The organism is Caloramator proteoclasticus DSM 10124 (genome assembly GCF_900129265.1).
In the GTDB taxonomy this organism is placed as follows: domain Bacteria; phylum Bacillota; class Clostridia; order Clostridiales; family Caloramatoraceae; genus Thermobrachium; species Thermobrachium proteoclasticum.
In genome coordinates this window covers 1-14,884 of the sequence record NZ_FQVG01000061.1, presented here as the reverse complement: position 1 = coordinate 14,884, position 14,884 = coordinate 1, and the positions used below count along the sequence as shown (strand labels likewise).

14 protein-coding genes and 1 other annotated feature are annotated in these 14,884 nt (G+C 36.2%); all 14 genes read left to right on the top strand.

The features are described 5' to 3' along the window. Window positions 1-94 (top strand): EF-Tu C-terminal domain-related protein (locus BUB63_RS11480; protein WP_479722843.1); only part of this gene is annotated, 94 nt, incomplete at its 5' end. A 164-nt stretch (window positions 95-258) separates the two neighbouring features. Continuing rightward, window positions 259-408 (top strand): 50S ribosomal protein L33, encoded by a 150-nt coding sequence (gene rpmG / locus BUB63_RS11475; protein WP_027309270.1) that lies wholly within the window; start codon window positions 259-261, stop codon window positions 406-408. Window positions 409-431: 23 nt separating this feature from the next. Continuing rightward, the gene (gene secE / locus BUB63_RS11470) at window positions 432-635 is read left to right on the top strand and encodes a preprotein translocase subunit SecE (protein WP_027309271.1); all 204 of its coding nucleotides are present in this window, start codon (window positions 432-434) and stop codon (window positions 633-635) included. Window positions 636-673: 38 nt separating this feature from the next. After that, window positions 674-1,192, top strand: coding sequence for a transcription termination/antitermination protein NusG (gene nusG, locus BUB63_RS11465; protein WP_073249895.1), 519 nt, complete (start codon window positions 674-676; stop codon window positions 1,190-1,192). A 28-nt stretch (window positions 1,193-1,220) separates the two neighbouring features. Continuing rightward, window positions 1,221-1,646, top strand: a complete 426-nt coding sequence (gene rplK / locus BUB63_RS11460; RefSeq protein ID WP_027309273.1) for a 50S ribosomal protein L11 — start codon at window positions 1,221-1,223, stop codon at window positions 1,644-1,646. 58 nt (window positions 1,647-1,704) lie between these two features. Next, the gene (gene rplA, locus BUB63_RS11455) at window positions 1,705-2,400 is read left to right on the top strand and encodes a 50S ribosomal protein L1 (protein WP_073249893.1); all 696 of its coding nucleotides are present in this window, start codon (window positions 1,705-1,707) and stop codon (window positions 2,398-2,400) included. A 45-nt stretch (window positions 2,401-2,445) separates the two neighbouring features. After that, window positions 2,446-2,571: a sequence feature (ribosomal protein L10 leader region), on the top strand. A 33-nt stretch (window positions 2,572-2,604) separates the two neighbouring features. Continuing rightward, the gene (gene rplJ, locus BUB63_RS11450; RefSeq protein WP_073249892.1) at window positions 2,605-3,102 is read left to right on the top strand and encodes a 50S ribosomal protein L10; all 498 of its coding nucleotides are present in this window, start codon (window positions 2,605-2,607) and stop codon (window positions 3,100-3,102) included. A 29-nt stretch (window positions 3,103-3,131) separates the two neighbouring features. Then, entirely contained in the window at window positions 3,132-3,500 is a 369-nt protein-coding gene (gene rplL / locus BUB63_RS11445) for a 50S ribosomal protein L7/L12 (RefSeq protein ID WP_027309276.1), read from the top strand. Between the two features lie 374 nt (window positions 3,501-3,874). Beyond that, window positions 3,875-7,573 carry a DNA-directed RNA polymerase subunit beta gene (gene rpoB, locus BUB63_RS11440; RefSeq protein WP_073249896.1) on the top strand — a complete coding sequence of 1,233 codons (3,699 nt, stop codon included), beginning with the start codon at window positions 3,875-3,877 and terminating at the stop codon, window positions 7,571-7,573. 99 nt (window positions 7,574-7,672) lie between these two features. After that, a complete protein-coding gene (gene rpoC / locus BUB63_RS11435) occupies window positions 7,673-11,200 on the top strand; it encodes a DNA-directed RNA polymerase subunit beta' (protein WP_073249891.1) in 3,528 nt (1,175 codons plus the stop codon). Between the two features lie 117 nt (window positions 11,201-11,317). Continuing rightward, window positions 11,318-11,560, top strand: coding sequence for a ribosomal L7Ae/L30e/S12e/Gadd45 family protein (locus BUB63_RS11430; protein ID WP_073249890.1), 243 nt, complete (start codon window positions 11,318-11,320; stop codon window positions 11,558-11,560). 52 nt (window positions 11,561-11,612) lie between these two features. Continuing rightward, window positions 11,613-11,987, top strand: coding sequence for a 30S ribosomal protein S12 (gene rpsL, locus BUB63_RS11425; protein WP_027309280.1), 375 nt, complete (start codon window positions 11,613-11,615; stop codon window positions 11,985-11,987). 131 nt (window positions 11,988-12,118) lie between these two features. Further along, window positions 12,119-12,589, top strand: a complete 471-nt coding sequence (gene rpsG, locus BUB63_RS11420; RefSeq protein ID WP_073249888.1) for a 30S ribosomal protein S7 — start codon at window positions 12,119-12,121, stop codon at window positions 12,587-12,589. 94 nt (window positions 12,590-12,683) lie between these two features. Continuing rightward, on the top strand, window positions 12,684-14,765 hold the full coding sequence (fusA, locus tag BUB63_RS11415; RefSeq protein ID WP_073249886.1) for an elongation factor G: 2,082 nt from the start codon (window positions 12,684-12,686) through the stop codon (window positions 14,763-14,765). Window positions 14,766-14,884: the final 119 nt, after the last annotated feature.

Here is a 14,884-nt window from a genome sequence, read left to right as displayed (position 1 = left end):
CACTCCAATCGCTATGGAAGAAGGATTAAGATTCGCTATCCGTGAAGGTGGAAGAACTGTAGGTGCTGGTGTTGTTGCTAAGATTTTTGAATAATAGTATTGGGAGCTTAGGTTTATCCTGAGCTTCCTATTTTACTTTTAATATGGTAAATATTAAATTTATTTGTCTTCTTGACACAATATAATATTTATGATAAATTTAAATAGAATGCTTAAAAATAGTAATGTAGCACTTTTCTCAACTAGGAGGTGTAGAAGGTGAGAGTAAAGATAACATTAGCTTGTACAGAATGTAAGCAAAGAAATTACCACACAACTAAGAACAAGAAGAATGACCCAGATAGAATAGAGCTAAACAAGTATTGCAAATTCTGCAAAAAGCATACAGTTCATAAGGAAACAAAGTAATTTTGATTAAGGATGTGAATCTTATGGCAGCTAAATCAAATGGGGTAGTGTCATATTTTAAGGATATAAAGGCCGAATTTAAGAAAATTACATGGCCTACATTAAACGATGTAAAGGAATCAACTATAAAGACACTTGTGGTTATGTTGTTCTTTACAGTAGTAATAGCCGTATACGATTCAGTATTTAGTAACATACTAAAGGGTGTCCTCAATTATTTTAAATAAAAAGGAGGGAGGGACTATAGAGGTTAGTCCCTTAAGCTATGGCAGAAAGAGCAAGATGGTATGTAGTACACACATACTCAGGTTATGAAAATAAGGTTAAGGCAAACTTGGAAAAAACAATAGACAATAGAGGTTTACACGACCTTATTCAAGACGTTCAAATTCCTTTAGAGGATGTCGTTGAGACTAAAAATGATAAAACAAGAGTAGTACAAAGAAAAAAATTTCCTGGATATGTTTTGGTTAAAATGGTTATGACTGATGAGTCCTGGTATGTAGTTAGAAACACAAGAGGTGTTACTGGCTTTGTTGGCCCAGGCTCAAAACCAGTGCCTTTAACCGATGAAGAGGTTAAGGCAATGGGAATAGTTGAACCAGTGCAGCTTATAGATGTAGAAGTTGGTGAAAATGTAAGAATAATAAGTGGAGCATTAGAAAGCTGCATAGCTGAAATAAAGGAAATAAACTATGAAAAGAAAAAGATAAAAGCTCTGGTTAATATGTTCGGAAGGGAAACACCTGTCGAACTGGATTTTAACCAGATTGAAAAGATATGATTTCGCATTTTAAGGAGGTGTACAGAAAATGGCAAAGAAAGTAGTAGGTATGGTAAAACTTCAATTACCTGCAGGTAAGGCAACTCCAGCGCCACCAGTAGGTCCAGCATTAGGTCAACATGGTGTTAACATTATGGGATTCTGTAAGGAATTCAATGCAAAGACTGCAAACCAAGCAGGATTAATAATCCCAGTTGTTATCACAATATACCAAGACAGATCATTTAGCTTTATACTAAAGACTCCTCCAGCAGCAGTACTATTAAAGAAGGCAGCTGGAATAGAGTCAGGTTCAGCAGTACCAAATAAGCAAAAGGTAGCTAAGGTTTCAATGGCTAAGGTAAGAGAAATAGCTGAACTTAAGATGCCAGACCTAAATGCAGGTTCATTAGATGCTGCAATCAGCATGATTAAGGGAACTGCAAGAAGTATGGGAATTGAAATAGTTGAGTAATTTCCTGCTTTTTTAGTGGGAGGTTATAACCGCTAATACCACATAAGGAGGGTTAAAGATGAAAAGAGGAAAGAATTATTTAGAAAGTGCAAAGCTTGTTGATAAAAGCGTACTTTACAGTCCAAAGGAAGCTTTAGATTTAGCAATCCAAACTGCTAAAGCTAAGTTTGATGAAACAATTGAAGTGCATGTAAGACTTGGTGTAGACCCAAGACATGCTGACCAACAAGTTAGAGGAGCAGTTGTTCTTCCACACGGTACAGGAAAATCAGTTAAGGTTTTAGTATTTGCTAAGGGAGATAAGGCTAAAGAAGCTGAAGCTGCAGGTGCAGATTATGTAGGTGCAGAAGAACTTGTTGATAAGATTCAAAAGGAAAACTGGTTTGACTACGATGTAGTAGTTGCAACTCCAGATATGATGGGTGTTGTTGGTAGATTAGGTAAGATACTTGGTCCAAAGGGACTTATGCCAAACCCAAAATCAGGTACAGTTACATTTGATGTTGCTAAGGCAATAGCTGAAATTAAAGCTGGTAAGGTTGAATACAGAGTTGACAAGACTGCTATAGTACACGTTCCAATTGGAAAGAAGTCATTTGGAACTGAAAAGCTTCTTGATAACTTCCATACATTAATGGAAGCTATAGTAAAGGCTAAGCCAGCAGCAGCAAAGGGACAATACATCAAGAGTGTTACAGTTTCAAGCACAATGGGACCTGGAATCAAGATTAATCCAGCAAAGACTCTTGAATAATATATTGACATGCTGCTTTGAATTTGATATAATAATATAGTCGAACTGAATACGAAAAAAATGCCGTAGACAGTAGGTGCCATAGTGCATAACGGGAAACCAACCTACCGAGGTTTTAGATATGATATTTAGGCCTCTCTATGTCTACGGGAGGCCTTTTGTGTTGCACAAAGGGCCTATATAAAAGACAAGGAGGTGTAAACGGTGGGCAACAGAGAGATTAAAGAAGCAAAAGTAAGAGAACTTGCAGAAAAATTCCAAAAAGCCCAAGCAGCTATTTTGACATCATATATAGGAATTACAGTTGAGCAAGATACTGAGCTTCGTAAGAATATGAGAGAAGCGGGCGTTGAATACAAAGTTGTAAAGAATACTTTAGCTTTAAGAGCAGCTAAGGAAGCAGGTATCGAAGGTTTAGATCAATACTTTGAAGGACCAGTTGCTATTGCTTTTGGATATGACGATCCAACTGCACCAGCAAGAATCCTTGCTAACTTTGCTGAAAAGAATAAAGCAATACAACTAAAAGCAGGTGTTGTACAAGGACAACTATTCGACACAGCTAAGGTTGTTGAACTATCAAAGATACCACCAAGAGATGTTCTTATTGCAAAATTCCTTGGAAGTATCAAGTCACCATTATCAAGCCTTGTTTATGTGCTTGATGCTATTAGAAAACAAAAAGAAGAAGCAAATGCATAATAATTAAAAATTAGTGGAGGTGTTTTAAAATGACAATTCAAGAAATCATTCAAGCTATAGAAAATATGACTGTTCTTGAACTAAATGAATTAGTAAAAGCATGTGAAGAAAAGTTTGGTGTAAGTGCAGCAGCTCCTGTTGCAGTAGCAGGTGCAGCAGCTGCAGCAGCTCCAGCAGCTGAAGAAAAGACTGAATTCGATGTAATTCTTGCAAACGCTGGTGCTGAAAAGGTTAAGGTAATCAAGGTTGTAAGAGAATTAACTGGTCTTGGATTAAAGGAAGCTAAGGATCTTGTTGACAACGCTCCAAAGACTCTAAAGGAAGCTGTAAGCAAGGAAGAAGCTGAACAAATTAAGGCAAAGCTTGCTGAAGTAGGAGCAACTGTTGAAATAAAGTAATTTTATATTAACAATAAAAAGGAGTTACTGAATCTAAATTCAGTAACTCCTTTTGTCTTATACAGAGTTTGTAAGATGTTTTTTTATTTGTAAAATTAACTTATCAAGTATTAAATATTTGATTTATTTAGAATAAATTTAATAGAGCTTTTTATTATTATCTTGACATAAGGGACACATTATGGTATTATATTAAAATGCACGAATAATGGGATTATTATGCAATAAAATAATATATTTTGTATATTATTTTCATATTATGTAAAAAATATATAGATAGCTGATAAATATTTTATTTAACTTAATATATAGTGTCAATAGCCATTTATTAATACATAAGGGGTGAGATTTTAATGGTACATCCTGAAAACAACATTGTGCATCCTGTTCAAGTTGGCAAGAGAACAAGGATGAGCTTCTCAAAAATCAAAGAAGTAATTGACATGCCAAATCTTATCGAAGTACAGCTTAACTCATATCAATGGTTCTTAGATGAAGGGTTAAGGGAAGTTTTTGAAGACGTCAATCCAATCACAGACTACACAGGTAATTTAGTTTTAGAATTTGTTGACTACAAGCTGGACTATGACAATATTAAATATACTGTCGAAGAGTGTAAGGAAAGAGATGCGACTTATGCAGCACCTTTAAAGGTAAAGGTGAGATTGGTTAACAAAGAGACCGGAGAAGTTAAGGATCAAGAAGTCTTTATGGGAGATTTCCCATTAATGACAGAACAAGGTACATTTATAATTAATGGTGCAGAAAGAGTAATAGTAAGCCAGTTAGTAAGATCACCAGGTGCATACTATGCAGAAACAATAGATAAATCTGGTAAAAGGCTATACTCATCAACAATTATTCCAAATAGAGGTGCTTGGATAGAATATGAAACCGATTCTAACGACATAATCTACGTTAGAATAGATAAAACAAGAAAGCTACCTTTAACAGTATTTATTAGAGCACTTGGATTAGGATTGGATAACGAAATTATTCAATTCTTTGGAGAAGATGAACACCTAAGAGCAACTATAGAAAAGGACAGTACTAAGACAACTGAAGAAGGTCTTATTGAAATCTACAAGAGATTAAGACCAGGAGAACCACCAACAGTTGAAAGTGCTACAACATTAATAGAAGGTTTATTCTTTGATCCAAAGAGATATGATTTATCAAGAGTTGGAAGATATAAATTTAATAAAAAGTTAGCATTAGCTTTAAGATTAGCTGGACAAATAGCTGCCGATACCATTGCTCACCCTGAAACAGGTGAAATCCTTGTTGAAGAAGGACAAAAAATATCAAGAGAGACAGCTTGGGCTATCCAAAATGCAGGTATAAATGTAGTTGATGTTCTTGTTGAAGGGAAAAGAGTTAAGGTAATAGGCAATAATTTTGTAGATATCCATAGTTTAAATCTACCATATGATTTGAGCGATTTAAATATTAGAGAGTTTGTACACTATCCTACACTTAAAGCGATATTAGATGAATATCAAGATGAAGAAGATGTGAAGGATGCAATAAGACAAAATATACATCAATTAATTCCAAAGCATATTATTAAGGATGATATATTTGCTTCAATAAGCTACTGTTTAAATCTATCCTTTGGTATAGGATATGTTGATGATATAGATCACCTTGGTAATAGAAGATTAAGAGCAGTTGGAGAACTACTTCAAAACCAATTTAGAATTGGTTTATCAAGAATGGAAAGAGTAATAAAAGAAAGAATGACAATTCAGGATTTAGATGTAGTTACTCCACAACAATTAATTAATATAAGACCTGTAGCAGCAGCTATAAAAGAATTCTTCGGTAGCTCACAGCTTTCACAATTTATGGACCAAACAAACCCACTATCAGAACTTACACACAAAAGAAGACTTTCTGCATTAGGACCTGGAGGTCTTTCAAGAGAAAGAGCTGGATTCGAAGTTAGAGACGTTCACCACTCACACTATGGTAGAATGTGTCCGATAGAGACACCAGAAGGTCCAAACATAGGTCTTATAAACTCACTTGCAACCTATGCAAGGGTAAATGAATATGGATTTATACAAACTCCATATAGAATAGTTGATAAGCAAAATGGATTAGTAACTGATAAAGTTGTATATTTAACAGCTGATGAAGAAGACCAATATATAATAGCACAGGCAAACGAACCATTAGATGAAAATGGAAGGTTTATAGATAAGAGAGTTACTGCAAGAGCCAAGAAGGAAATAGTTGTAGTTTCTTCAAATCAAGTTGATTTAATGGACGTATCACCAAAACAAATTGTTTCAGTTGCAACAGCTATGATACCATTCCTTGAAAATGATGACGCAAACAGAGCACTAATGGGTTCAAACATGCAGCGTCAAGCGGTACCATTAATAAAGACTGAGGCACCAATTGTAGGAACAGGTATTGAGTATAAAGCAGCAAAGGATTCAGGAGTAATTCCGCTTGCAAAGGCAGATGGAGTTGTTGTAAGGGTTACTGGCGATACAGTTCAAATAAAGAGAGATGAAGATGGTAAGATAGATACTTATAAATTAATAAAGTTCAAAAGATCCAACCAAGGTACTTGCATAAATCAAAGACCTATTGTTAATGAAGGTGATAGAGTAAAGAAGGGCGATATCATAGCCGATGGACCTTCAATTGACCAAGGTGAAATTGCTCTTGGTAAGAACATACTAATAGGTTTTATGACTTGGGAAGGTTACAACTATGAGGACGCTATTTTGATTTCAGAAGAACTTGTTATGAATGATGTATTCACATCAATCCATATAGAAGAATACGAATGTGAAGCAAGAGATACAAAGCTTGGACCAGAAGAAATAACAAGGGATATACCAAACGTAGGAGAAGATGCTCTAAAAGATCTTGATGATAGAGGTATAATTAGAATAGGTGCAGAAGTAAGATCAGGTGATATACTTGTTGGTAAAGTAACTCCAAAGGGAGAAACTGAACTTACAGCAGAGGAAAGATTACTTAGAGCAATATTTGGAGAAAAGGCAAGAGAAGTTAGAGATACATCCTTGAGAGTACCTCACGGAGAAGCAGGTATAATAGTAGATGTTAAGATATTTACAAGAGAAAATGGAGATGAGCTTCCACCAGGGGTAAATGAACTTGTAAGAGTATATATAGCTCAAAAGAGAAAGATTTCTGTTGGTGACAAGATGGCTGGTCGTCACGGAAATAAGGGTGTTATTTCAAGAGTTCTTCCTGTTGAAGATATGCCATATTTACCAGATGGAAGACCACTTCAAATAGTACTTAACCCACTTGGTGTTCCATCACGTATGAACATAGGTCAGGTATTAGAAGTGCACTTAGGCCTTGCAGCATCAAAGCTTGGATGGCATGTAGCAACTCCAGTATTTGATGGAGCAACAGAAGAGGACATTGAAAAATGCTTAGAGCTTGCTGGATTTAGTCCAGATGGTAAGATAAGATTAAGAGATGGTAGAACTGGTGAAGAGTTTGATAATAGAGTAACAGTTGGTTATATGTATATGTTAAAACTTGCCCACCTTGTTGATGACAAGATACATGCGAGATCAACAGGACCATACTCACTTGTTACTCAACAACCACTTGGTGGTAAGGCGCAATTTGGTGGTCAAAGATTTGGTGAAATGGAAGTTTGGGCAATAGAAGCGTATGGAGCAGCTCATATGCTACAAGAAATACTAACAGTTAAGTCTGACGACGTTGTAGGACGTGTTAAGACATATGAAGCAATAGTTAAGGGAGAAAATATACCAGAACCAGGAGTTCCAGAATCATTTAAGGTTCTTATTAAGGAATTACAATCTCTATGTCTTGATGTTAAGGTACTTACTGATGATAAGCAAGAAATCACAATTAAAGAAGACATTGAGGATGATTTAGAAGAAATGCAAGAAACTATGGAAAGTGTAGAGGGAATCTTCCCAACTGCACCACAGGAAGATATCGTTTATGAAGATAGTGAAGAAAATGAAGATATGATGGATGAAGACATAGATATAGGCTCCTTAATGGATGAGGATATAAAGATGGATGATTTTGGTATAGATTAAGATTTAGATGGTTTTGATGATTTTGAAGAATAATAAAATAGAGACTACCTACAAAATGTGTAGGTAGTCCATAATAAAAAATGAAGGGAGGATGTCCTCTTGTTCGAATTAAATAATTTTGATTCCATTCAAATAGGTTTAGCTTCTCCTGAAAAGATAAGAGAATGGTCAAAGGGTGAAGTTAAAAAACCAGAGACAATAAACTATAGAACTTTAAAACCAGAAAAGGATGGTCTTTTCTGCGAAAGAATATTTGGACCTGTTAAGGACTGGGAATGTCATTGTGGTAAGTATAAAAGAGTAAGATATAAGGGAATAGTTTGTGATAGATGCGGTGTTGAGGTAACAAAGTCAAAGGTAAGACGTGAAAGAATGGGACATATAGAACTTGCAGCACCTGTATCACATATATGGTACTTTAAGGGAATTCCATCAAGAATGGGATTAATTCTTGATATGTCTCCAAGATCCTTAGAAAAGGTACTTTATTTTGCTGCATATGTAGTAATAGATCCAGGCAACACTGGATTATCAAAGAAACAAGTTCTTACTGAAAAGGAATATAGAGAAGCAGTTGAAAAATATGGTGAAGGTTCCTTTAGAGCAGGAATGGGTGCAGAGGCTGTTAAGGAACTTCTTCAAGAAATAGATTTAGAAAAGCTTGCAAAGGAATTAAGAGCAGACTTAGAGGGAAGTACAGGACAAAAGAAGGTTAGAACTATAAGAAGACTTGAGGTTGTTGAGGCCTTTAGAAAATCTAACAACAAACCAGAATGGATGATTTTAGATGTAATACCAGTTATACCACCAGATTTAAGACCAATGGTGCAGTTAGATGGTGGTAGATTTGCAACATCAGACCTTAATGATTTATATAGAAGAGTTATAAATAGAAATAACAGACTAAAGAGACTACTTGATCTTGGAGCACCAGATATAATTGTTAGAAATGAAAAGAGAATGCTTCAAGAGGCAGTAGATGCACTTATTGATAATGGCAGACGTGGAAGACCGGTTACAGGCCCTGGTAATAGACCATTAAAATCACTTTCAGATATGTTAAAGGGTAAGCAGGGTAGATTCCGTCAAAACCTACTTGGTAAGCGTGTTGACTATTCAGGACGTTCAGTTATAGTAGTAGGACCAGAGCTTAAGATGTATCAATGTGGTCTGCCAAAGGAAATGGCACTTGAGCTATTTAAGCCTTTTGTAATGAAGGCACTTGTTGATAAGGGTATAACTCATAACATAAAGAGTGCTAAGAAGATGGTTGAAAAGGTTAACAACCAAGTTTGGGATATACTTGAAGAGGTAATTCAAGACCATCCAGTACTATTAAACCGTGCTCCTACTCTACATAGACTTGGAATTCAAGCATTCCAACCAGTTTTAGTAGAAGGACGTGCAATAAAACTTCATCCTCTTGTATGTACTGCATATAATGCAGACTTTGACGGAGACCAAATGGCGGTTCACGTTCCTTTATCAGTAGAAGCACAGGCAGAAGCAAGATTTTTGATGCTTGCAGCTCATAATATGCTAAAACCTTCAGATGGTAAGCCAGTTACAGTTCCATCACAGGATATGGTACTTGGTTCTTATTATTTAACAATTGAAAAAGAAGGTGAAAAGGGAGAAGGAAGATACTTCTCATCACCAGAAGAAGTGTTACTTGCTTATCAGTTAGGAGAAGTAGGAATACATGCTAAGATAAACGTAAAGGTTACTAAGGAAATAAATGGTCAAAAGGTTAGCAAGATAATTAAGGCTACTCCAGGTAGAATAATATTTAACGAAGCTATTCCACAGGATATAGGATTTGTAGATAGAACAAATCCAGATAATATGTTTGATCTTGAAATTGATTTCTCAGTTGATAAAAAGCAATTAGGTAAAATTGTAGATAGAGTTTATAAGAAGCACGGACCAACACAAGCATCAATAACTCTTGATAAGATTAAGGCGCTTGGATTTAAGTTCTCCACAAGAGGTGCTATAACAGTTTCAGTTTCAGATATGATTATTCCAGAGGCTAAAAAGGAATTACTTGCACAGGCAGATGCTAACGTTGATGAAATTCAAAAGATGTTTAGACGTGGTCTTATATCAGAAGAAGAAAGATATAATAGCGTTATAGATACATGGACGAAAACAACAGAATCAGTTACAAATGCTCTTATGGATAGCTTTGATAAGCTAAACCCAATCTATATGATGGCACACTCAGGAGCAAGAGGTTCAAAGAACCAAATTAGACAGCTTTGTGGTATGAGAGGACTTATGGCAAACCCATCAGGTAAGATTATCGAGCTTCCAATTAGAGCAAGTTTCCGTGAAGGTCTTAACGTGCTTGAATACTTCATTTCAACACACGGTGCAAGAAAAGGTCTTGCAGATACAGCATTAAGAACAGCAGACTCAGGTTACTTAACAAGAAGACTTGTTGACGTTTCACAGGATGTTATAGTAAGAGAAGAGGATTGTGGAACTCACGAAGGATTCTATGTTGAAGCTATTAAGGATGGAAATGAAGTAATCGAACCACTTAAGGATAGAGTATATGGTAGATATGCTGCAGAGGATGTTGTAAATCCTGAAACAGGAGAAATACTTGTTGCTAAGAATGAATATATAACAGAAGAAATAGCAAATAAGATAGAAAAGCTTGGAATACAAAAAGTTAAGATTAGAAGCGTATTCACTTGTAAAACAAGATATGGAGTATGTTCAAAGTGTTATGGTATGAATATGGCAACAGGTGATAAAACAAATATAGGTGAAGCAGTAGGAATTATAGCTGCACAATCTATAGGTGAACCTGGTACTCAGCTTACAATGAGAACATTCCACACAGGTGGTGTAGCTGGTGCCGACATTACACAAGGTCTTCCAAGAGTTGAAGAGCTATTTGAAGCAAGAAAACCAAAGGGACTTGCAATACTTTCTGAAATTGGAGGACTTGTAAAGGTTACTGAAGATAGAAAGAGAAAATTAGTTACAGTTACATCAGATTCTGGAGAAGAGAGAGTTTATCCAATTCCTTATGGTTCAAGACTAAAGGTTTATGATGGTCAAGTAATAGAAGCTGGAGACCTTCTAACAGAAGGTTCAGTAAATCCACACGATTTAATTAGAATAAAGGGTGTTGAAGCTGTTAGAGCTTACCTTCTTGCAGAAGTTCAAAAGGTTTACAGAATGCAAGGGGTTGAAATTAATGATAAGCACCTTGAAATTATAATTAAACAAATGATGAGAAAGATAAAGATTGAAGAAGCAGGAGATACAGATCTATTACCTGGAAGCCTTGTAGATATGTTTGAATTTGAAGAAGTAAATAGAGAGGCAGTAGAAAAAGGATTAAGACCAGCAGAAGGTAAAGTTTCACTGCTTGGTATAACAAAAGCTGCACTTGCTACTGATTCATTCCTATCTGCAGCTTCATTCCAAGAAACAACAAGGGTTTTAACAGACGCAGCAATAAAGGGTAAGATTGATCCACTTGTAGGATTAAAGGAAAATGTAATCATAGGTAAACTAATACCAGCAGGTACTGGTATGACAAAATACAGAAGTATACAAATACGTACAACAGAGGAAGAAAATACAGAGACAGATTTAACAAAATAATAACACAGTATTGTTGACACATTGAATTTTAGATGTTAAAATTAAGTTTGTGTGACTATGGGACAGCATTATGCTGTCCATAGTCAATGTATTTTTGCCTTTTTAGAGGGTGGTAAAATGAGCGGAAAGTTGCCAAACAAAAAGATTGTAGGAGCCAAACAGACATTAAAGGCATTAAAGCAGGCAACTGCTAAAATTGTATATGTTGCAAAGGACGCAGATAAAAAAGTAACTCAACCAATAATCGATTTATGCAATGAAGCTAAAGTTGAACTGGTAATTGTTGAAAGTATGCAAGAACTTGGAAGATTATGTGGAATTGATGTTGGAGCGTCTGCAGCATGTATATTAAAGGATTAGCTTAAACATTATTTTTATATAATGTGTTTCACTTTTGGAAGGAGGTGCACATATGCCAACTATTAACCAGCTAGTAAGACTTGGAAGAGAAAAGGTTGAAAAGAAGTCAAAATCACCAGCTCTTAAGGCTTGCCCTCAAAAGAGAGGAGTATGTACTGTAGTTAAGACTACAACTCCAAAGAAGCCAAACTCAGCGTTAAGAAAGATTGCCAGAGTAAGGCTTACTAACGGAATTGAAGTAACTGCGTACATTCCTGGTGAAGGACACAACCTACAAGAACACAGCGTTGTTCTAATAAGAGGTGGAAGAGTAAAGGACCTTCCAGGTGTTAGATATCACATTGTAAGAGGTACTCTTGACTGTGCTGGTGTTGCTAACAGAAAGCAACAAAGATCAAAATACGGTACTAAGAGACCAAAGAAGTAATTTAATATTTAGTGCTGTGTGCAATGCAATGAAGCTCCTTCTAGGGTTATATAGATTGCATTAACAGAGCACTTTGCGGCGAGAGCCGAGTACCGATGAACTTAAATTCTAATGTTAAGGAGGGAAGAAAAGTGCCAAGAAAGGGTTATATTCCAAAGAGAGAAGTACTTCCTGATCCAATATATAATAGCACTGTTGTAACAAAACTTATCAACAAGATTATGTGGGACGGGAAGAAGGGCGTAGCACAAAAAATATGCTACGATGCATTTGAAATAATAAGAGAAAAGACAGGAAAGGATCCACTTGAAGTATTCGAAACTGCAATGAACAATGTTATGCCAGTTCTTGAAGTTAAAGCAAGAAGAATAGGTGGAGCAACTTACCAAGTTCCTGTTGAAGTTAGACCTGATAGAAGACAAACGCTTGGTATCAGATGGCTTGTTGATGCAGCAAGAAATAGAGGAGAAAAGTATATGAGACTAAGACTTGCTGCTGAAATAATGGATGCAGCAAACAATACAGGTGCTGCTGTTAAGAAGAAGGAAGATACTCATAAGATGGCAGAAGCAAACAAGGCGTTTGCTCACTACAGATGGTAATAAATTTATAAAAATCACCCTAAATGCACATAATGTTAATGTGCATTTAGGGTTTCCCTATATACAAATAGTATCCTAGAGAGGAGGAAAAATAGTGCCGAGATTAGTACCACTTGAGAAGGTTAGAAATATAGGTATAATGGCGCATATTGACGCAGGTAAGACAACAACTACAGAACGTATTCTTTTCTATACAGGAAGAACTCACAAAATAGGTGAAGTTCACGAAGGTGCTGCTACGATGGACTGGATGGTACAAGAGCAAGAAAGAGGTATCACAATAACATCAGCAGCAACTACTTGCCAATGGAGAGGTCATGTAATAAATATAATAGACACACCAGGACACGTAGACTTCACAGTTGAAGTTGAAAGATCACTTCGTGTACTTGATGGTGCTGTTGCTGTATTCTGTGCAAAGGGTGGAGTTGAACCACAATCAGAAACAGTATGGAGACAGGCGGACAAGTATGGTGTTCCAAGAATAGCATATGTTAACAAGATGGATATAATGGGTGCTGACTTCTTCAACGTTGTTCAAATGATGAAGGACAGACTTGGAGCGAAGCCAGTTCCAATACAAATACCAATAGGTAAGGAAGATACATTTAAGGGTGTAATCGACCTTATTGCAAATAAAGCACTTATTTACACAGATGACCTTGGAACAACTTCAGAACATACACAAATTCCAGAGGAATTAAAGGATCTTGCAGAAGAATATAGAACAAACCTTATAGAAGCTGTTGCTGAATCAGATGAAGAATTAATGATGAAGTACTTAGATGGTGAAGAATTTACAATAGAAGAAATAAAAGCAGGACTAAGAAAGGCTACTATAGCTGGTGAAATAGTTCCTGTTTGCTGCGGTTCTTCATATAAGAACAAGGGTGTTCAACCACTACTTGATGCAGTAGTTGAATTCCTTCCATCACCAGTTGATATTCCTTCAGTTAAGGGTGTCAACCCAGATTCAGGTGAAGAAGATGAAAGACACGCAAGTGATGAAGAACCATTATCAGCACTTGCATTTAAGATAATGGCTGACCCATTCGTTGGAAAACTTGCATTTACAAGAGTATATTCAGGTATTCTAACTTCAGGGAGCTATGTTCTAAACTCAACAAAGGGTAAGAAGGAAAGAATAGGAAGACTTGTTAAGATGCACGCCAACCACAGAGAAGAAGTAGAAGAAATAAGAGCAGGAGATATAGGTGCTGTTGTTGGTCTAAAAGATGTTACAACAGGGGATACTCTATGTGATTCAGAAAAGCCAATAATACTTGAAAAGATGGAATTCCCAGAGCCAGTTATACACATTGCTATAGAACCAAAGACTAAGGCTGGTCAAGAAAAGCTTGCTCTATCACTACAAAAGCTGGCAGAAGAAGACCCATCATTTAGAACTTATACTGACCAAGAAACTGGTCAAACAATAATAGCAGGTATGGGTGAGCTACACCTTGAAATAATAGTTGATAGACTTCAAAGAGAATTTAAGGTTGAATGTAATGTTGGTAAGCCACAAGTTGCTTACAAAGAAACTATTAGAAAGGCTGTTAAGGCTGAAGGTAAGTTTGTAAGACAATCAGGTGGTCGTGGACAATACGGTCACGCTTGGATTGAACTTATACCTCAAGAAAGAGGAAAGGGATATGAATTTGTTAACAACATCGTTGGTGGTGTAATACCAAAGGAATATATACCAGCAATTGATGCAGGTATACAAGAAGCTATGACAAGCGGTGTTGTTGCAGGATACCCAGTTATCGACTGTAAAGTTGTACTATTTGATGGTTCATACCACGAAGTAGACTCATCAGAAATGGCCTTCAAGATTGCAGGTTCTATGGCATTTAAGAATGCAATGCAAAAGGCTGACCCAGTGCTTCTTGAACCAATAATGAAGGTTGAAGTTGTTGTTCCAGAAGAATATATGGGAGATGTAATGGGTGATATCAACTCAAGAAGAGGAAGAATTGAAGGTATGGAACCAAGAAATGGTGCTCAAGTTATAAGAGCATTTGTTCCATTAGCTGAAATGTTTGGATATGCAACTACTCTACGTTCAAAAACACAAGGTAGAGGAACATATGTAATGCAATTTGCAACATATGAAGAAGTTCCAGCAAGTATCCAATCACAAATAGTTGGAGAAAGAAGCAAGGAGAACTAATTTAATTGATTTATTTATAAAGGTATAAAGGAGGAGAAGAGAAATGGCAAAGGCACATTTTGAGAGAACCAAGCCACACGTAAACATAGGAACAATAGGACACGTAGACCACGGTAAGA

What these genes read in the sequence shown, in the direction of transcription:
- nusG (WP_073249895.1), top strand. Translation starts at nt 674, where the DNA reads ATGGCAGAAAGAGCAAGATGGTATGTAGTACACACATACTCAGGTTAT.
- secE (WP_027309271.1), top strand. Translation starts at nt 432, where the DNA reads ATGGCAGCTAAATCAAATGGGGTAGTGTCATATTTTAAGGATATAAAG.
- rpsL (WP_027309280.1), top strand. Translation starts at nt 11,613, where the DNA reads ATGCCAACTATTAACCAGCTAGTAAGACTTGGAAGAGAAAAGGTTGAA.
- rplK (WP_027309273.1), top strand. Translation starts at nt 1,221, where the DNA reads ATGGCAAAGAAAGTAGTAGGTATGGTAAAACTTCAATTACCTGCAGGT.
- rplA (WP_073249893.1), top strand. Translation starts at nt 1,705, where the DNA reads ATGAAAAGAGGAAAGAATTATTTAGAAAGTGCAAAGCTTGTTGATAAA.
- rplL (WP_027309276.1), top strand. Translation starts at nt 3,132, where the DNA reads ATGACAATTCAAGAAATCATTCAAGCTATAGAAAATATGACTGTTCTT.
- BUB63_RS11430 (WP_073249890.1), top strand. Translation starts at nt 11,318, where the DNA reads ATGAGCGGAAAGTTGCCAAACAAAAAGATTGTAGGAGCCAAACAGACA.